The organism is Variovorax sp. PEI5 (assembly GCF_056679935.1).
In genome coordinates this window covers 882,702-899,795 of sequence record NZ_CM155257.1, presented here as the reverse complement: position 1 = coordinate 899,795, position 17,094 = coordinate 882,702, and the positions used below count along the sequence as shown (strand labels likewise).

The window sequence follows — 17,094 nt, the reverse complement described above, 5'->3', positions numbered from 1 at the left end:
GTACAGCCCCAGCCGGCCATCCTTTCAAGCGGGAAATCCTGGGCCCCCGCGTTCAGCCGGCTGAACGGCCGCCATCCGATTGGGCTCCCGGACCCCGGCCGCGCAAGCATGTTCGATCCGCTGAACGAAGGCCGCGCGGGCATCGCTAGAGTCGGCTGCGTCCCCGCTCCTCCTCCACCGTTTCCCCGTCAACCCCCATCCGACCTCCACAGCATGCAGATCAAGCGAACCGCCGGCGCACTGGGCGCCGAACTCCTGGGACTGGACCTGGCGCGCGACCTGACGCCGCAGGTCGCGGCCGATGTCCGCCAGGCCCTCCTGGACCACCAGGTCATCTTCATCCGGCGGCAGCTGCTCGACCCGGCGCGCTTCCTGGCCTTCGCCCAGGCCATGGGCGAACCCATCGAGTACCCGTTCGTGAAGGGCCTGGATGGCTTCTCCACCATCATCGAGGTCAAGAAGCTGGAGCACGAGAAGGTCAACTTCGGTGGCGTCTGGCATTCCGACACCACCTACCTGGAGGAGCCGCCGATGGGTTCCATGCTGCTGTCGCGGCAGGTCCCGCCCTATGGCGGCGACACCCTGTTCGCCAGCCAGTACGCGGCCTACGACGCCCTGTCGGAGACCATGAAGGCCGTGCTGGAGCCCCTGGTGGGCATCAGCACGTCGAGCAAGGCCGATGTCAGCAAGACCCGCGAGGACCGCATCCGCAGCGACGGCCGCCAGGAGGCGCCCAAGGAGTACCGCGCCGAGCATCCGGTCGTGCGCACGCATCCGGAGACGGGCCGAAAGGCGCTCTACGTGAACGTGGCCCACACCGCCGGCATCCGGGGCATGACCGAGGAGGAAAGCGCGCCGCTGCTGCGCTTCCTGTTCCAGCACCAGGTCAAGCCGGAGTTCACCTGCCGCTGCGTCTGGGAGCCCGACATGATCGCGTTCTGGGACAACCGCTGCGTCCAGCACAACCCGGTCAACGACTACCACGGGCACCGCCGGGTGATGCATCGCATCACGCTGCGGGGCGACCGGCCGCGCTGAGCCGGCGGCGCGGCCGTCGTGGGCCATGCGATGATCGTCCGATCTTCCAGGAGCGGGCATGCCAGGCAGCGGGAGCGCGGTGGACCGCGTCATCGACATCTTCGAAGCATTTCGCAGCAGTGAACGACCCCTGTCGCTGACCGAACTGGCGGCGCACGCGTGCATGCCCAAGAGCAGCTGCCACGCCATCGTCCAGACCCTGGCGGCACGCGGCTATCTCTACACCCTGTCGCCGCCGCGCGCGCTCTACCCGACCCAGCGCATGCTGGACGTCGCGCACGACATCGTCGCGAGCGACCCCTTCCTCGACCGCGTGATGCCGCTGCTCGAGGACCTGCGCGGCGCCTCCTGCGAGACCGTGATCCTGGGCAAGCGCCAGGGCGAGCAGGTGATCTACCTGCAGGTGCTGGAGAGCCCGCATCCGATCCGCTACTCCGCCCGGCCGGGCGACCTCAAGCCATTGCACTCCAGCGCGATCGGCAAGGCCATGCTGGGCGCGCAGAAGGAGGCCGGCCTGCGCGACTGGGTCGCGGCGCACGAGCTGACGCGCGTCACGCCGGCCACCATCACCGATCCGGCCCGGCTGGTCGAGGAGGTGCTGCGGGGCCGCCAGGCCGGCTTCTTCCAGACGCGCGGGGAGAACGTGCCCGACGTCTGGGCGGTCTCGGCGTTCTTCCATGTCGGGCGCGAGACCTGGGGCGTCGGCCTGGCCGGCCCGCGCCACCGGATGCAGGACGGCATGCGCGAATGCGCGCAGCAGATCGTCACGACCTGCAGCCTGCTGGCACGCCGGCTCGACCGGCCGCCGGCGGGCACCCGCTCGGCCGCGCGGGCCGACCACGGCGCTGCGTAGGCCGGCCCGACCCGTCGCCGGCCTACCGTCTCTCGCTGCGCTGGCGGACCCGCGACGTGACCATGCCGGACGACGATGGAAGCATCAGCCATCCATGTCCCCACCCGGAGTCCGCCATGTCCGTCGCCACCCGCATCCCGTACGCCTTCGTCGGTGCCGCCCTCGTGACGGCAGTCGGCAGCTTCGCGCAGCCGATGGCGCCGGGCGGCCCGGCTCAGCTGCAGCAACGCTACGAGGCCCGCATCGCCGAGTGCAACCGCAGCGACCTGCCGGCGCCGGCGCGCAATGCCTGCGTGCGCGCGGCCGGCGCGGCCCTCGACCGCACGTTGGGCGGGCCACCGCCCGAGACGGAGCTGGAAACGCGGGACGGCCGCGCCACCGTGATCGCGCCACGCGGCTCGATCGCGCCGCGCGCCGGCTCCGACACCGTGACCTCCGACGATGGCCGCGCGACCATCGTGGTGCCGGCGGACGGGGTCGGCACGCCGCGCTGAAGGCCGGGCCCGGACCGGCGGCCCCATCGGAGCCGCGGCACGCGCCGGCCCGTCGTCAGCCGAGCAGCGCCGCGCGTTCCTTGCGCAGCGCCATCGCCTTGGCCAGGCGCGGCAGGAGCAGCACGGCCAGCACGATGACCACCAGGGTGATCGACATCGGCCGCTGGAGGAACACCAGCGCGCTGCCCTCGCCGATCGACATCGCATTGCGCAGCTGGGCCTCGGCCAGCGGGCCGAGGATCATGCCCACGACGACCGGTGCGGTCGGGAAGTCGAAGCGCCGCATGATCACGCCCAGCACGCCGATGGCATAGAGCAGGAACAGGTCGAAGGCGCTCTGGCGCATGCCATAGGCACCGACCGTGGCGAAGATCAGGATGCCGGCGTAGAGCTGGGGCTTCGGGATCTTCAGCAGCTTGACCCACAGGCCGACCATCGGCAGGTTCAGCACCAGCAGCATGACGTTGCCGATGTAGAGCGAGGCGATCAGCGCCCACACCAGCGCGGCCGAGGTGGTGAACAGCTGCGGACCCGGCTGGATGCCGTAGTTCTGGAACGCGCCCAGCAGGATCGCGGTGGTGTTGGAGGTCGGGATGCCCAGCGTCAGCAGCGGGATCAGCGCGGCCGTGACGGTCGCGTTGTTGGCCGCTTCCGGCCCGGCCACGCCCTCGATGGCGCCCTGGTTGCCGAACTCGGCGCGGTCGGCCGGATCCTTGGCCAGCTTCTTCTCCATCGCATAGCTCAGGAAGGTCGGGATCTCGGTGCCGCCGGCCGGGATGCAGCCGAATGGCGTGCCGATGGCGGTGCCGCGCAGCCAGGCCGGGATCGAGCGCTTCCAGTCGCGCGCGCTCATGTGCACGCGGCTGAGCTTGTTCTGGCCCTCGACGACACGACCCTCGTAGAGCACGGCGTAGAGCACCTCGGCCACCGCGAACAGTCCGACCGCGACCAGCACGATCTCGATGCCGTCGAGCAGTTCGGGCACGCCGCCGGTGTAGCGGCCCTGGCCGGAGATCTGGTCGAGGCCGATGCAGCCGGCGGCCAGGCCGATGAACAGCGCCGTCATGCCGCGCAGCGTGCTCTTGCCCAGCACCGCGCTGACGGTGGTGAAGGCCAGCAGCATCAGGAGGAAATATTCCGGCGGGCCGAGCTTGACCGCGAACTCGGCCACGAAGGGCGCGAACATCGTCACGACCACGGTGGCGATGGTGCCGGCGACGAACGAGCCGACGGCCGCCGTCGCCAGCGCCGCCCCGGCGCGGCCGCTCTTGGCCATCTTGTTGCCCTCCATCGCCGTCACCATGCTGGCGGTCTCGCCGGGCGTGTTGAGCAGGATCGAGGTGGTCGAGCCGCCATACATGGCGCCGTAGTAGATGCCCGAGAAGAAGATCATCGAGGCCGTGACGTCGACCTTGCCGGTGATGGGCAGCAGCATCGCCACCGCCACCGCCGGACCGATGCCCGGCAGCACGCCGACGGCCGTGCCGAGGGCGCAGCCCACCAGGCACCACAGCAGGTTGGCGGGTGTGATGGCCGAGGCGAAGCCGGCCATGAGCGCGTTGAAGATTTCCATGTCAGTTTTCCTTCAGTACGCCAGACGAGCAGAGCGCATGTGAGCCCATGAAGCCGAAGCAGGACACAGCGTGGAGCCGACCTTGCCGGACCGCGGATATGGCCCCCTGGAAGGGGGTTGGCGCAGCGACACGAAGTGCGCGAAGACTGGGGGTTGTCGTCATTTCTAGAACCACCCCGTCGAAGTCAGGCCCGGCAGGTTGATGGCCAGGAACTGCGTGAACATCCAGAACACCGGCGCGGAGATCAGCAGCCCGGTGACGACATCGCCGAGCCAGGCGCGCGGCGAGTTCGCCTGCGACTGGCCGGCGGCGCGGCGCAGGCCCTGCACGGCCAGCAGATAGCACAGCGCGCAACTCAGGATGAAGCCGATGGTGGTGATGAGCGCGGCGTTGAGCAGCAGGCCGGCCGTGACCCAGACGAAGCCCGGCCAGTAGGCGCCGACGGCATCGGCGGGCGCATCCATCTCGCGGAAGCCGCCGGTGCGCGACTCCCAGATGATCCAGGCGCCGCACAGCGTCAGCACGACCGAGACCAGCCAGGGCAGGAAGTTGGGGCCGACGCCGCCGTAGCCGGCCTCGCCCGAGATGCTCAGCGCGCCATAGGCCAGCGCCAGCCCGGTGAGGAAGACACCGACGCCCACCAGCGTCTGCGGCCAGACGGCCACGGGCACGAACGGCGGTTCGTGCGGCGTGAGAGGATTCGCCGAAGCGTCGGCAGGAGTCATGGAGTGGATCTCCGAAGAACGTGGGAACTGAAAAAAGGCACGTCGCGCGACGTGCCTTCGAGGCGGGGCCAGGGTCGCGGGGACCCGGCGCGTCAGACCATGCCGGACTTGGTCATGGTGGCGCGCAGGCTGGCGAACTCGTCGTCGACGAACTTGGCGAAGGGCTCGCCGGCGAGCACGGCCGGGGTCCAGTCGTTCTTCTTCGAGGCTTCGGCCCACGACGGCGTCTTGAGCGCGGCCAGCACCAGGTCGGTCAGCGTCTTGCGCTGGTCGGCCGACAGGCCCGGCGCGCCATAGACGCCGCGCCAGTTGCCGATCTCGACGTCGATGCCCTGCTCCTTGAGCGTGGGCACGTTGACGCCGGGCAGGCGATTGGCCGAGGTGACGGCGATGGCGCGCATCTTGCCCGCGGCGATGTATTCGGCGAACTCGCTGTAGCCGCTGCCGCCGACGGTGACGTTGCCACCGAGCACGGCCGCCGTCGCCTCGCCGCCGCCCCGGAAGGCGACATAGTTGATCTTGGACGGATCGGCGCCGACCTTCTGCGCGATCATGGCCGCCGCGATGTGCTCGGTGGAGCCGCGCGAACCGCCGCCCCACTTGACGCTGCCGGGGTCCTTCTTGAGCTGCGCGACGACGTCGGCCATGGTCTTGAAGGGCGAGTTCGCCGGCAGCACGAAGACGTTGTATTCGCTGGAGATGCGCGCGATGGGCGTGGCCTGCGACAGGTTCACCGGCGGCTTGCCGGTGATGATGCCGCCGAGCATCACGGCGCCCATCACCATCAGGGCGTTCGGGTCGTTCTTGGAACCGTTGATGAACTGCGCCAGGCCGAGGGCGCCAGCGGCGCCGCCCTTGTTGTCGTAGGTGACCGTGTCGACCAGCTTGCCGTCGGTCATGGCCTTGCCGAGCGCGCGCCCGGTGGTGTCCCAGCCACCGCCGGGGTTGGCCGGAATCATCATCTTGACGTTGGTGGCGGCGCGGGCCGAGAGCGGGAGGGCACCGGCGGCGGCGAGCGCGGCCAGTGACTTGAGGAAGGTATCGCGACGCATGGGGCAAGTCTCCTGAGGGATGTTTCTGGAAATACCGGGACGGCCGCTATGATGCGCCGCGCTCCTGTCAGTTGGCTGTCCAGCGGACTGGGGTTAACACTCATCCGAAATGCCATGAAGCTGCTGCTCGTCGAGGACGATGCGTCGATGCAGGCGACGCTGCAGCGCGCGCTCGAGCGTCGCCGCATCGACGTGCGCGTGTGCGGCGACGGCGCGCTGGCGCTGGCGCAATGGCAGGCGCTGGAGCCCGACGTGGTGGCGCTCGACCTGAGCCTGCCCCACGTCGACGGCCTGCAGGTGCTGGCCGCGGCGCGGGCCGCGGGACTGCGCACGCCGGTGCTGCTGCTGACCGCGCGCGGCACCGTCGGCGACCGCATCGTCGGCCTCAACGCCGGCGCCGACGACTACCTGCCCAAGCCCTTCGACCTCGACGAACTGGAAGCCCGGCTGCGTGCCCTGCGCCGGCGCCACCAGAACGCGGCGGGCGATCCGCCGGCCGGCCCGCAGGACGTCGGCGGCCTGCACTACGAGACATCGAGCGGCGCCATCTACCACCGCGGCACCGTGCTCGAGCTGACGCCGCGCGAGCTGGCCCTGCTCGCCGCGCTGATGATCCGGCCGGGCCACGCGATGACCAAGGAGCGGCTGTTCGAGCTGGTGTTCCCGGGGGCGACCGAAGTCCAGTACGAGGCGATCGAGGTCGTCGTCTATCGCCTGCGCAAGAAGCTCACCGGCACCGGCGCCGCGCTCCTGACGCTGCGCGGCCTGGGCTATCTGCTGCGCGAGGAGGCGCCGCCAGCGGCATGACGGCATCGTTGCGCACGCGGCTGCTCGCCGGCATCCTGCTGCCCGTGGCCGCGGTGATCGGCGTCAACAGCGCCAGCCTCTATCGCGACAGCCTGGCCGCCGCCACCGTGGCCTACGACCGCACGCTGCTGGCCTCGGCCAAGACCATCGGCGAGCAGCTCGACGTCCAGGGTTACGACGAGCGGGCGCAGCTGCGCTCGGTGGTGCCCTACTCCGCACTCGAGGCGTTCGAGGCCGACAACCAGAGCCACATGTACTACCGGGTCTCGACGCTCGGCGGCGACCTGGTCTCGGGTTTCGCCGACCTGCCGTTCTGGCATGGCCGCCTGCCCAGCAAGCCGCCCTACGCGGCGCTGGTCGACTTCTACGACGACACCTTCCGCGCCGAGCCGGTGCGCGTCGCCGTGCTGCTGCAGCCGGTGGCCAGTGGCAACGGGCGCGGCATGGCGGTGGTCCAGGTCGCCGAGACGCTGGCGCTGCGCGAGACGCTGGCGCGCACCCTGCTCACCGACACGCTCTGGCACCACCTGCTGCTGCTGGGCGTGATCGCGGCGGTGACAGTGATCGTGGTGCAGCGCGCGACGCGACCGGTGCGGCGCCTGGGCGAGGCGATCGAGCGGCGCGCCGCCGACGACCTGTCCCCGGTGGAGGCGCCCGACGCTCCGCGCGAGCTGCTGCCGCTGATCGAGGCCACCACCCGGGTGATGACGCGGCTGCAGGGCCTGATCGACCACCAGAACCGCTTCGTGCGCGACAGCGCCCATCAGTTGCGCACGCCGCTCGCCGTGCTCAAGGTGCAGGTGCAGTCGGCGCGCCGGGGCGACCTGCCCGCCGCGCAGGCGCTGGCCGAGATCGATCGCACCGTCACGCGTGCCACGATGCTGGCCAACCAGATGCTTTCGCTTGCCAAGGTCGAGCAATTGCGCCAGCAACCCGACTCGGAGCCGCTCGATCTCGTCGACGTCGTGCGTCAGGTGGTGCTGGATGTCTCGCCGCTGATCGCCGAACGCGCACTGGATTTCGAGTTCGACGCCGATGCCACGCCGGTGGTCGTCAGCGCGCACCGCTGGATGCTGGAGGAGCTGACGCGCAATCTGCTGCACAACGCCATCCGGCACAGCCCGCACGGCGGCATGCTGCGACTGTCGGTGCGACGGGACGACGACGCCATGGCGCTGCTGATGCTCAGCGACGCCGGACCCGGCATCGCGCCCGATCTGCACAGCCGCCTGTTCACGCCCTTCACGACCGGCGGCATGCCGGGGGGATCGGGCTTGGGACTGACCATCTGCCGGGAGATCGTCCGGGCGCTCCATGGCCGGATCGCGTTGGACAATCGGTGCCCGGAGGAACGGATCGAGGGCCTGGACGTCTCGGTGCGGCTGCCCCGCCGCCCGGACTGAGGCCAGGACGCTCCCCGGATTTCGCTTCGACATCAACCAAGGACAAGATGGATCGACTCCGCATCGACAAATGGCTCTGGGCCGCCCGCTTCTACAAGACGCGTTCGCTCGCGGCCGAGGACATCGGCAAGCACCGGGTGCAGGTCAACGGCGACATCGCCAAGGCCTCGCGCGAGGTCAAGGCCGGCGACATGGTGGCCATGCGCCACAACGCGACGACCCGCACGGTCGTCGTGCGCGGACTGAGCAAGCAGCGCGGACCGGCGCCCACGGCCCAGCTGCTCTACGAGGAGACGCCGGAGAGCCTGCAGGCCCTCGAACGCGCGCGCGAGGAACGGCGGCTGGGGAGCGAACCGGCGTTGTCGATCGTCCAGGGCAGACCGACCAAGCGCGAGCGGCGTGACCTCGATGGCGCCGCGCGCGGCTGGGGCAGTCGCTGGAGCGCGAGCCTGGAAGATGGCGAGGATCGGTGAGTCTCGATGCTCGTCGGGAGACCGGTCGGGTGCCCTGTCAGCCAGAATCCCGACTATGTGTAATACGAAAGTTTTTGAGAACGAATCGACGCGTTCTTTCCTTAATTCAACGTGAATAATTTGACATTGATTAACCGAGGGCTCCGCACATACTGATGCCACCAGCTCGGAGAGACAATGAACAAATGGGAAACTGACTTCAGCAAAGCCGTGGCAGCGCTGGAAATCGCCTACGACACCGATGTCCGCGCCTACGCGACGCTGAAGGACGCCAACAAGTCGTCCTGGGGTCTGCAGCCATTGCCGACGTGGCCGGAAGCGGTCAAGACCGGTCCGATGGCACGCGCCCGCGCCGCGCTGATCGCCGCCGAAGACGCCGTGCGCGCCCTGCTCGCACGACGCAGCGCGGCGATCCGGCAGGCCCGCGAACGACGTCTCGCACTCCACGAACGCGGTGCCGCCTTCGCTCCGACCATGCCGATGGTGCTCGAGCCGGCCAAGGCTCTGCCGGCCGGCCTGTTTTCCTTCGAACGCGATCTGCTCCGGGGCGCGGGACGCCACTGAGCCGCTTCCGACTCGCCGCTTCCGACTCGCCCTTTTCCGGCGCGTGGGCGTCGACCGGAAGCAACGGGCCGACGGCGATCCCGCCCCGGACGCTACTGCAACGTGCCGAGCGTCGATTCCATCGACGGGCTGATGAACAGTGGCGACTCCACCAGCCCTTCGCGCGGACCATTCGGCCCGCACATCGCCTGCAGCGCCATGTATCCCGCCGCGAGCGCGGCGTGATAGCTGGTCACCGGCATCTCTGCCGACTCGATCGGCTCATAGATACCCATCTCGTCGTCTTCTTCCTGCACCACCCAGAAATACATGCCGGGGACGGGCTCGTCGACGGTCAGGGCCAGGCGCCGCAATTCGCTGTACTTCTTGGTCATCTCTTGTGGGTTCCAAACGCAACCCCTCGTTTGTAAGAGATGATTCGTTCAAAATGAAGCTTTTAGTTCATACTTTTGGACAAGTCTGAACTAATTGGCAGTTTTCGCTAATAAGTTTTCATTAATGGCCTGATCACCTCGGCAGCCATCCCCTGGACAGAGGTCCGGACCGCGCCGAGGCCACCGGACAGCCGGCAGCGAGCATCGCCGGTGGTCGGCTCAGCGCGATGTCGCGGACGAAGCCGGCAGCGAACGCGGCGCCGGCTTGGTCGCTGTCACGGGGTTCTCGGGCGTCGCGGGTGTGCGGGTCGGCAATCCCGTGGTCGGGGCGGCCTGGGTCGCGCTGACGGCAGGCGACTGCGTCTGCACGGCTTCGCCAGCGACGCCGAGCCAGGTCTTGATCCCCTGATGCCCGCTACATGCAGCCGTGCGGCGCGCTTCGTTGGAGTAGCTGCCGTCGTTGCACAGCGCGGTGCTGCCGGCCGGGGCCTTGGCCGGGGTCGGCTGGGCCTGAGCTTGCACGGCGGTGGTGGCGAGGATCGCGCAGAGAGCGAAGGCTGACAGGCATTTCATGAAGAGGTCTCCGGTTGTGAGGAAGCGGCAGAGATGGCGTGGATCCCGGGAGGACGTCCGATGCCATTTCTCGTCCTGACAGAGTGCCGCGCTCGCGGGTCGGCCTTGTAGGTGCGTTCATCGGATAGGGGTGGGCAAAGTCGACAAGCGCTCAAGATCCACGCGCCAGTGCCGAAGATCCAAGGAGAACCGCCCTCTCCCCACGCACCCGGGGTCGCCATGAACCTCTCCTTCGCGCCATCCACTCCCTCGCCCGCGCTCGACGGTCCGCTGTCGCCGTCGGGCCACCGGGCGCTGGTGGTGCATTCGTCGGAAGAACTGCGGGCGCTCAACGGCAGTTTCGCGACCCTGGTGGTGCACCCATCCGGACGCATCGTACGGGCCAACAACCGGTTCCTGCGGCAGTACGGCTATGAACCCGAGGACATCGTGGGCGTCGATTTCGCCCGCCTGAGCCCGACCGTGGACCGCCTCCCTGAGAGCGCCGCGCGCGAGTGGCGCCGCGTGCTCGACGGCGAGTCGTCCGGCATCGAGCGGCTGCGCCTGCACAAGGATGGCACGCTGCACTGGATCGAGGCCTTCTATTCCGTCCTCCAGGACGGCGAGGGCCGGATCGCGCAGGTCGTGGAGCTCTCCCACGACATCACCGACCGGGTCGAGCGCGCGACCGACGACCGGGGGCAGATCCTCGCGATCAACGCATCGCAGGCGGTGATCCAGTTCGCGCTGGATGGCACCGTGCTGGATGCGAACCGGCTTTTCCTCGATGCGATGGGCTATCGGCTCGACGAGATCGTCGGCCATCACCATCGGCTGTTCGTGGCGCCGGAGGAAGCCGGGACGCAGCACTACGCCGCCTTCTGGGCGCAGTTGGCCGCCGGCCAGCACCACGCGGGCGAATACCGCCGGCTCGGCAAGGATGGCCGCGAAGTCTGGCTGCAGGCCACCTACAACCCGATCTTCGATCCCATGGGGCGGCCACAGAAGGTCGTCAAGTACGCCACCGACGTCACCCGGGAACGGCAGCTGCTGTCGGAGTTCAAGTGGCAGATCACGGCATTGCGCAAGTCGCATTGCGTCATCGCCTTCGACATGCAGGGGGTGGTGCTCGATGCCAACGACCTCTTCCTGCGGGCGATGGGCTACCGGCTCGAGGAGATCGTCGGCCGCCACCACCGCATCTTCGTCGACGCGGCGCACACCCATGGCGCGGAATACGCGGCCTTCTGGCAGGCGCTCGCGGCCGGCCACCACCAGTCGGGCCAGTACCAGCGGATCGACCGCGAGGGCCGGGAGGTCTGGCTGCAAGCCGACTACAGCCCGGTCTTCGATCTGGCGGGTCGGCCGATCAAGGTCGTCAAGTACGCCAAGGTGGTCACGCAGGAGAAACGCCGGCAGGCCGAGCACCAGGGCCAGATCGCCGCCATCCACAAGGCGCAGGCCGTCGTCGCCTACCACCTCGATGGCAGCATCCTCGACGCCAACGAGAATTTCCTCGATCTCATGGGCTATCGCCTGTCGGAGCTGCGCGGGCGCCACCACCGGATGTTCGTCGAGGCCGAGCTGGCCGATTCCGCGGCCTATGCGGCGTTCTGGCAGGCGCTGGGTCGTGGCGTCTACCAGGCCGGCGAATTCAAGCGCATCGGCAAGGACGGGCGTGAGGTGTGGCTGCAGGCCACCTACAACCCGATCATGGACATGGCGGGACGGCCCCTCAAGGTCGTGAAGTACGCCACCGACATCACGCAGCAGAAGCTGCGCCAGGCCGATTTCCAGAGCCAGATCGCCGCGATCGACAAGTCGCAGGGCACGATGACGCTCGCGCTGGATGGCACCATCCTCGGCGCGAATGCCAATCTCCTCGCCACGCTGGGCTACCGGCTCGACGAGATCGTCGGGCGCGACCACCGCATCCTGCTGGAACCGCTGGCCGCCGAGACGGCGGAACACACCGCTTTCTGGGCCACGCTGCGCTCGGGGCGCTTCGTCTCCGGACGCTACAAGCGCATCGGCCGCGATGGCCGCGAGATCTGGTTGCAGGCCTCGTACAACCCGATCTTCGATCTCGACGGCGAACTCTGCCGGGTGATGAAGTTCGCGATCGACATCACGGCCGATGTCGCCATGGCCGAAGCCTTCGAGGATGCGCGGCGGCAGGCGCATCACGACGCGGCGACCTCGCTGCCCAACCGCATCCGGCTGGCCGGCTTCCTGGCCACGCACCTGGCCAACGAGGGTTCACGCCTGGCCGTCATGTACCTCGACCTCGACCGCTTCAAGGCGATCAACGACACCCATGGCCACCTGGTGGGGGACAAGGTGCTGGGCGAGGTCGCCGACCGCCTGCGACGCTCGCTGCGACCCGACCAGATCGCCGCGCGCATCGGTGGTGACGAGTTCGTCATCGCGGCGCCGCACCTCGCCGAGGAGGAGATCACCCAGTACTGCCAGCACATGCTGGAGCTGCTGGCGTTGCCGATCGCGCACGAGGGCGGCGAACTCTTCATCGGCGCCTCGATCGGCATCGCCATGGCACCGACCGACGGCACCAGCCCGGACGAACTGCTGCGCGCGGCCGACACCGCGCTCTACCGCTCCAAGAACAACGGCCGCGGCACCTACTGCTTCTTCTCCACCCGCATGAACGACCGGCTGCAGGCCCATCGGCGCCTGACCGAGGAGATGCGGCGCGGCATCGGCGCTGGCGAGTTCTTCCTGGAATTCCAGCCGCGCTTCGATGCCCATACCAAGACCATCCGCAGCGCCGAGGCGCTGGTGCGTTGGCAGCATCCCGAGCACGGCAAGATGGCGCCGGACCTCTTCATCCCGCTGGCGGAGCGCAACGGACTCATCCTGCCGCTGGGCGACTGGGTGCTGCTGACCGCCTGCCAGACGGCGCGCGACTGGCCAGAGATCGGCGTCTCGGTCAACGTGTCGCCGGTCCAGTTCCGGGACGACCGGCTGGTCGAACGGGTGCGCCACGCGCTCGAGCTCAGCGGCCTCGCGCCGGGCCGCCTCGAGATCGAGCTGACCGAGGGCGTGCTGCTCGAGGACGCCAAGTGGGCCGGCGCGACGATGCGCGAACTCAAGGCCCTGGGCGTCAGGCTCGCCGTCGACGACTTCGGCACGGGCTACGCGTCGCTGAGCTACCTGCGCTCGTTCCCGTTCGACGTCATCAAGATCGATCGCCAGTTCATCGGCGATCTGGAGCCGATCGCCGGTGGTCGCGCCATCGTCCAGGCGATCCTCGCCCTGGGCAAGGCGCTGGGTCTCACGGTCACGGCCGAAGGCGTCGAGACCGACCGGCAACTGGAGATGCTGGTGGAGGACCACTGCGCCGAGGTGCAGGGTTTCCTGCTGGCACGGCCGATGGCGGCGGCGCAGCTGGGTCGGCTCTTCTGGAGCGACGACCATGATCGTTCGAACGCCACGAAGAAGCCGCCCCGGGACGGCACGTTGCGGCTGATCGTCTGACCCGACGCTTCCCACGGAGTGTCCGAAGCTTCCACAATCCTTCCATGCCTAACCATCGTCCTCTGTCCGATCAGGAACTCATCGACGTCTCGCACCATTGGCGTCGCCTCGCACTCACCGGAACCCCGGGTGCCGTCGCCGAGGCGCGGCGGTACGAAACGGAATTGCGCCGCCGCTTCGGTACGCTCGATCTCGACGCGTCGGCGGGGGACCGCCCGGACCGGCAGCCCGCCACCCCGTCCGGCAGCGCCCCGTGGCCAGCCACCCCGTCGACCACCGATCGGTCGGATGGCGACACCGGCGACGTCGCGGCCAGGGTCGCGACACGCTCGGCGGAGGCGTTGCACGAACTGCTGCACAACCTGCGAGTGCTGCTGGCCATGGACATCGTCTTCGTCGCCGAGTTCGTCGACGGCCACAAGATCTATCGCCACATCGACCACGACGAGGAAGACCCGGTTCCGGTCAAGACCGGCGATTCAGCGCCCCTGGAGACGACGCTGTGTCAGCGAGTCGTCGATGGGCGGTTGCCGGAACTGCACCCGGACGCGCGCGCCGAAATGGAACTCGCAGGACTGGCGGCCGCCACGACCATGAACATCGGCGCCTATCTCAGCACGCCGGTGGTCCGGCGCGATGGTACCGTCTACGGCACGCTGTGCTGCATCAGTCACACGGCGCGATCGGCGCTCGGCAACCGGCAGATCGACGCCCTGCGCCACGTCGCGGGCATCGTCGCGGCCGAACTCGACAAGCATCGGGGCTGAAGGCCACCGGGGTCCCTCCGCCCGGCTCGCGCGATCAGTCGAGCGCGCCGCGCGAGAACCAGGTCCGGACTTCCTCGGCGAAACGCGCCTGAGCCTCACCCGCCGCCTGATGGGCCTGGCGCCATGCCTTTAGCGCTTCGCGGTCGGTGTCGGGTCGGCCCTGCAGTGCTTCCCAGGCGCTTCGCTCGGTCTCGGCCGCCGTGTCGGCCTGTTCGCGCGCAGCAAGGAATGAGGGAGAAAAATCGGGGGATGAGGCAGCATCGGTCATGGGATCGTTTATCGCTGCGGACGACCGGCGCGGCTGTCGGCGTTTCCCCCCGGCATGGATGTCCGGCCTGCGCGGCGTCATGTCCCGCCCCCACACGACCAGGATGAAGCGCCATGAAAAAAGCCCCGACACCTTGTGGGTGCGGGGCCTTGGGATCGTCAAAGACGATGTCTGGCGGAACCGGAGGGATTCGAACCCTCGATGAGGCTCTACACCCCATACTCCCTTAGCAGGGGAGCACCTTCGGCCACTCGGTCACAGTTCCTGAGCCGTCGATTATGCCATCCCGAAAGCCGGTTTTTCGGCTCCTCTACGATTCTTTATGCAACCGGCTGGTCGAGATCGAACGCCTTGTGCAGGGCGCGCACGGCGAGCTCCATGTATTTCTCGTCGACGACGACGGAGGTCTTGATCTCGGACGTGGAGATCATCTGGATGTTGATCCCCTCCTCGCTCAGCACGCGGAACATCTTGCTGGCCACGCCGACGTGGCTGCGCATGCCGATGCCCACGATGCTGACCTTGCAGATCTTGGTGTCGCCGACGACCTCGGCGGCACCCAGCGTCGGCAGCACCTTGGCCTTGAGCAGATCGACCGTGCGCGCATAGTCGTTGCGGTTGACGGTGAAGCTGAAGTCGGTCCGGCCATCCTTGCTCAGGTTCTGGATGATGACGTCGACCTCGATGTTCGCGTCGGCGACGGCACCCAGGATGTGATAGGCGATACCGGGCTTGTCGGGCACGCCCAGGACCGAGATCTTGGCTTCGTCGCGATTGAATGCGATGCCGGATACGACGGCTTGTTCCATGTTTTCGTCTTCCTCGAAAGTGATCAGCGTGCCGGACTTGGCCTCTTCATCGATGTTGATGTCCCAGGGCGTGAAGCTCGAGAGCACGCGCAGCGGGACCTTGTACTTGCCGGCGAATTCCACCGAGCGGATCTGCAGCACCTTGGAGCCCAGGCTCGCCATCTCCAGCATCTCCTCGAAGCTGACGGTGGTCAGGCGCCGCGCGTCGGGCTCCACGCGCGGGTCGGTGGTGTAGACGCCGTCGACGTCGGTGTAGATCAGGCATTCGCTCGCCTTCATCGCCGCGGCGATGGCGACGGCCGAGGTGTCGCTGCCGCCGCGTCCGAGCGTGGTGATGTTGCCGGCCTCGTCGACGCCCTGGAAACCGGTGATGACGACCACCCGACCGGCTTCGAGGTCGGCGCGCACGCGCTCGTCGTCGATGCGTTCGATGCGGGCCTTGGTGAACGAGCTGTCGGTGCGTACCGACACCTGCCAGCCGGCATAGCTCACCGCCGGCACGCCCTCGGCCTGCAGCGCAATGGCCAGCAGCGCCGAGGAGGCCTGCTCGCCGGTGGAGGCCAGCATGTCGAGTTCACGGAAATGCTCGGTGCCGGCGCTGCTCGTGGCGAGTTCCTTGGCGAGACCCAGGAGGCGGTTGGTCTCGCCGCTCATGGCGCTCGGGACGACGACCATCTGGTGGCCGGCGCGCGACCACTTGGCCACGCGTTTGGCGACATTCTTGATGCGCTCGGTCGAGCCCATCGACGTGCCGCCGTATTTGTGAACGATCAATGCCATGTGGATGAAATCAGGACTGGAAGAAAGAGGTCGGCCGCATCGGCGCATGGCCGCGGGTCAGGGGGAAGGCGCGGCATTGTACCAACGCAGATTCGCGCCCTCGCGCTCGACGAAGCCATCGGCCACCTTCAGGCGGATGCCGTGGCCGCGCGTGGTGCAGGCCTCCACCTGCACCAGGAGCTGGAGCAGCTGCGCTTCACTGGGCACCACTGCGTGCGCCTGCCGCAGCCACTGGCGCAGGGCGTTGGCCCGCCGCTCCTGCGGCAGGCGCCGCAACGCGTCGATGGCGGGCGGCATGCCGGTCGCGGCGAGGTCGTCCATGGCCAGGGCGACGAGCAGCTCCGATGCCCGCGCGGCATTGCGCGCGGAGCGGGCGAAGGTTTCGCGATATCGCGGCAACACCTCGGCGAGCACCGGCAACAGGCGCCGACGGATGCGATTGCGCGTGTAGCGCTCGTCGACGTTGCTGGGATCCTCGATGAATGCGATGCCCGCCTCGACCAGTCCCCGCCGCAGGGCATCCGCGGGCACGGCGAGGAGTGGACGGTGGAACACGATGCCATGGCGACGCATCTCACGGGGCATGCCGGCCAGTCCGTCGAGCCCGGCGCCACGTCCGAGCGCGATCAGCATCGTCTCGACCTGGTCGTCGGCATGTTGCGCCAGCAGCACGTGAGCCAGGCCATGGGTCCGGGCCAGACCGGCCAGGGTCAGGTAGCGGGCGCGTCGCGCGGCATCCTCGGGACTCTCGCCCGGACGATGGCGAGCATCGATGCGTCCCGCGTGCAGCGGGATGCCCAGGGCACCGCAGATGAGCCCGCAATGACGCTGGAAATCGTCGGCCGCCGCCTGCAGTCCGTGGTGGACATGCAGCGCCCGCACCCGGTCGGGCCACAAGTTCGCGGCCGCATGGAGCAAGGCGGTGGAATCGGCACCGCCGCTGTAGGCGATGCCGATACGGATGTCGGGATCGGATGCGACCGGGGACGCGGCCCAGTGCCTCAGCGCGTCGAGCGCGGGATCGGTCGATGGCACGGGAGGTGCCGCGTCGGAGGACGACGCCGTC

Annotated in this window: 17 protein-coding genes and 1 tRNA gene; 9 read left to right on the top strand and 9 right to left on the bottom strand. The window is 68.6% G+C overall.

Annotation, left to right across the window (positions count from 1 at the left end; all coding sequences use genetic code 11):
* Positions 1 to 213 precede the first annotated feature (213 nt).
* From AC1MLT_RS04165 to AC1MLT_RS04155, 3 genes are all read left to right on the top strand, one after another.
* The gene (locus AC1MLT_RS04165) at positions 214 to 1,038 is read left to right on the top strand and encodes a TauD/TfdA dioxygenase family protein (protein WP_481034014.1); all 825 of its coding nucleotides are present in this window, start codon (positions 214 to 216) and stop codon (positions 1,036 to 1,038) included.
* A 58-nt stretch (positions 1,039 to 1,096) separates the two neighbouring features.
* Entirely contained in the window at positions 1,097 to 1,891 is a 795-nt protein-coding gene (locus tag AC1MLT_RS04160; RefSeq protein WP_481034013.1) for an IclR family transcriptional regulator, read from the top strand.
* 116 nt (positions 1,892 to 2,007) lie between these two features.
* The gene (locus AC1MLT_RS04155) at positions 2,008 to 2,385 is read left to right on the top strand and encodes a hypothetical protein (protein WP_481034012.1); all 378 of its coding nucleotides are present in this window, start codon (positions 2,008 to 2,010) and stop codon (positions 2,383 to 2,385) included.
* Positions 2,386 to 2,440: 55 nt separating this feature from the next.
* On the opposite strand, the gene AC1MLT_RS04150 is transcribed toward AC1MLT_RS04155, so the two are convergent.
* From AC1MLT_RS04150 to AC1MLT_RS04140, 3 genes are all read right to left on the bottom strand, one after another.
* The gene (locus tag AC1MLT_RS04150) at positions 2,441 to 3,958 is read right to left on the bottom strand and encodes a tripartite tricarboxylate transporter permease (RefSeq protein ID WP_481034011.1); all 1,518 of its coding nucleotides are present in this window, start codon (positions 3,956 to 3,958) and stop codon (positions 2,441 to 2,443) included.
* 165 nt (positions 3,959 to 4,123) lie between these two features.
* Positions 4,124 to 4,684 carry a tripartite tricarboxylate transporter TctB family protein gene (locus AC1MLT_RS04145; protein WP_481034010.1) on the bottom strand — a complete coding sequence of 187 codons (561 nt, stop codon included), beginning with the start codon at positions 4,682 to 4,684 and terminating at the stop codon, positions 4,124 to 4,126.
* Between the two features lie 92 nt (positions 4,685 to 4,776).
* On the bottom strand, positions 4,777 to 5,736 hold the full coding sequence (locus tag AC1MLT_RS04140; protein ID WP_481034009.1) for a Bug family tripartite tricarboxylate transporter substrate binding protein: 960 nt from the start codon (positions 5,734 to 5,736) through the stop codon (positions 4,777 to 4,779).
* Positions 5,737 to 5,850: 114 nt separating this feature from the next.
* On the opposite strand from AC1MLT_RS04140, the gene AC1MLT_RS04135 reads away from it, so the two are divergent.
* The 4 genes from AC1MLT_RS04135 to AC1MLT_RS04120 all read left to right on the top strand — a co-directional run bounded on the left by AC1MLT_RS04135 (position 5,851) and on the right by AC1MLT_RS04120 (position 8,983).
* Positions 5,851 to 6,543: a response regulator gene (locus AC1MLT_RS04135; RefSeq protein ID WP_481034008.1), complete on the top strand. Its 693-nt coding sequence runs from the start codon at positions 5,851 to 5,853 to the stop codon at positions 6,541 to 6,543.
* The gene (locus tag AC1MLT_RS04130) at positions 6,540 to 7,946 is read left to right on the top strand and encodes a sensor histidine kinase (RefSeq protein WP_481034007.1); all 1,407 of its coding nucleotides are present in this window, start codon (positions 6,540 to 6,542) and stop codon (positions 7,944 to 7,946) included. Before AC1MLT_RS04135 ends, AC1MLT_RS04130 begins: the two co-directional genes overlap by 4 nt.
* 47 nt (positions 7,947 to 7,993) lie before the next feature.
* A complete protein-coding gene (locus tag AC1MLT_RS04125) occupies positions 7,994 to 8,419 on the top strand; it encodes an RNA-binding S4 domain-containing protein (RefSeq protein WP_481034006.1) in 426 nt (141 codons plus the stop codon).
* A 177-nt stretch (positions 8,420 to 8,596) separates the two neighbouring features.
* Entirely contained in the window at positions 8,597 to 8,983 is a 387-nt protein-coding gene (locus AC1MLT_RS04120; RefSeq protein ID WP_481034005.1) for a hypothetical protein, read from the top strand.
* Between the two features lie 92 nt (positions 8,984 to 9,075).
* On the opposite strand, the gene AC1MLT_RS04115 is transcribed toward AC1MLT_RS04120, so the two are convergent.
* Together AC1MLT_RS04115 and AC1MLT_RS04110 are read right to left on the bottom strand one after the other, a co-directional pair.
* On the bottom strand, positions 9,076 to 9,357 hold the full coding sequence (locus AC1MLT_RS04115) for a hypothetical protein (RefSeq protein WP_481034004.1): 282 nt from the start codon (positions 9,355 to 9,357) through the stop codon (positions 9,076 to 9,078).
* A 219-nt stretch (positions 9,358 to 9,576) separates the two neighbouring features.
* Positions 9,577 to 9,930 (bottom strand): DUF3761 domain-containing protein, encoded by a 354-nt coding sequence (locus tag AC1MLT_RS04110; RefSeq protein ID WP_481034003.1) that lies wholly within the window; start codon positions 9,928 to 9,930, stop codon positions 9,577 to 9,579.
* A gap of 219 nt (positions 9,931 to 10,149) precedes the next feature.
* Between AC1MLT_RS04110 and AC1MLT_RS04105 the strand changes: the two genes are divergently transcribed.
* Both AC1MLT_RS04105 and AC1MLT_RS04100 read left to right on the top strand, forming a co-directional pair.
* Positions 10,150 to 13,404: a PAS domain S-box protein gene (locus tag AC1MLT_RS04105; RefSeq protein WP_481034002.1), complete on the top strand. Its 3,255-nt coding sequence runs from the start codon at positions 10,150 to 10,152 to the stop codon at positions 13,402 to 13,404.
* A gap of 44 nt (positions 13,405 to 13,448) precedes the next feature.
* Positions 13,449 to 14,171, top strand: coding sequence for a GAF domain-containing protein (locus AC1MLT_RS04100; RefSeq protein ID WP_481034001.1), 723 nt, complete (start codon positions 13,449 to 13,451; stop codon positions 14,169 to 14,171).
* Between the two features lie 34 nt (positions 14,172 to 14,205).
* Here the strand turns inward: AC1MLT_RS04100 and AC1MLT_RS04095 are convergent, their stop codons facing one another.
* From AC1MLT_RS04095 to tilS, 4 genes are all read right to left on the bottom strand, one after another.
* Positions 14,206 to 14,439, bottom strand: coding sequence for a hypothetical protein (locus tag AC1MLT_RS04095; RefSeq protein WP_481034000.1), 234 nt, complete (start codon positions 14,437 to 14,439; stop codon positions 14,206 to 14,208).
* 172 nt (positions 14,440 to 14,611) lie between these two features.
* Positions 14,612 to 14,704 (bottom strand) — tRNA-Ser (locus AC1MLT_RS04090).
* 55 nt (positions 14,705 to 14,759) lie between these two features.
* Positions 14,760 to 16,028 (bottom strand): aspartate kinase, encoded by a 1,269-nt coding sequence (locus tag AC1MLT_RS04085; RefSeq protein WP_481033999.1) that lies wholly within the window; start codon positions 16,026 to 16,028, stop codon positions 14,760 to 14,762.
* A 57-nt stretch (positions 16,029 to 16,085) separates the two neighbouring features.
* Positions 16,086 to 17,063 carry a tRNA lysidine(34) synthetase TilS gene (tilS, locus tag AC1MLT_RS04080; protein WP_481033998.1) on the bottom strand — a complete coding sequence of 326 codons (978 nt, stop codon included), beginning with the start codon at positions 17,061 to 17,063 and terminating at the stop codon, positions 16,086 to 16,088.
* Positions 17,064 to 17,094: the final 31 nt, after the last annotated feature.

Coding starts and splice junctions, on each gene's coding strand:
- AC1MLT_RS04115 (WP_481034004.1), bottom strand. CDS start 9,357: ATGACCAAGAAGTACAGCGAATTGCGGCGCCTGGCCCTGACCGTCGAC.
- AC1MLT_RS04100 (WP_481034001.1), top strand. CDS start 13,449: ATGCCTAACCATCGTCCTCTGTCCGATCAGGAACTCATCGACGTCTCG.
- AC1MLT_RS04125 (WP_481034006.1), top strand. CDS start 7,994: ATGGATCGACTCCGCATCGACAAATGGCTCTGGGCCGCCCGCTTCTAC.
- AC1MLT_RS04120 (WP_481034005.1), top strand. CDS start 8,597: ATGAACAAATGGGAAACTGACTTCAGCAAAGCCGTGGCAGCGCTGGAA.
- AC1MLT_RS04095 (WP_481034000.1), bottom strand. CDS start 14,439: ATGACCGATGCTGCCTCATCCCCCGATTTTTCTCCCTCATTCCTTGCT.
- AC1MLT_RS04110 (WP_481034003.1), bottom strand. CDS start 9,930: ATGAAATGCCTGTCAGCCTTCGCTCTCTGCGCGATCCTCGCCACCACC.
- AC1MLT_RS04155 (WP_481034012.1), top strand. CDS start 2,008: ATGTCCGTCGCCACCCGCATCCCGTACGCCTTCGTCGGTGCCGCCCTC.
- AC1MLT_RS04085 (WP_481033999.1), bottom strand. CDS start 16,028: ATGGCATTGATCGTTCACAAATACGGCGGCACGTCGATGGGCTCGACC.
- AC1MLT_RS04105 (WP_481034002.1), top strand. CDS start 10,150: ATGAACCTCTCCTTCGCGCCATCCACTCCCTCGCCCGCGCTCGACGGT.
- AC1MLT_RS04160 (WP_481034013.1), top strand. CDS start 1,097: ATGCCAGGCAGCGGGAGCGCGGTGGACCGCGTCATCGACATCTTCGAA.
- AC1MLT_RS04130 (WP_481034007.1), top strand. CDS start 6,540: ATGACGGCATCGTTGCGCACGCGGCTGCTCGCCGGCATCCTGCTGCCC.
- AC1MLT_RS04165 (WP_481034014.1), top strand. CDS start 214: ATGCAGATCAAGCGAACCGCCGGCGCACTGGGCGCCGAACTCCTGGGA.
- AC1MLT_RS04150 (WP_481034011.1), bottom strand. CDS start 3,958: ATGGAAATCTTCAACGCGCTCATGGCCGGCTTCGCCTCGGCCATCACA.
- AC1MLT_RS04135 (WP_481034008.1), top strand. CDS start 5,851: ATGAAGCTGCTGCTCGTCGAGGACGATGCGTCGATGCAGGCGACGCTG.
- AC1MLT_RS04140 (WP_481034009.1), bottom strand. CDS start 5,736: ATGCGTCGCGATACCTTCCTCAAGTCACTGGCCGCGCTCGCCGCCGCC.
- AC1MLT_RS04145 (WP_481034010.1), bottom strand. CDS start 4,684: ATGACTCCTGCCGACGCTTCGGCGAATCCTCTCACGCCGCACGAACCG.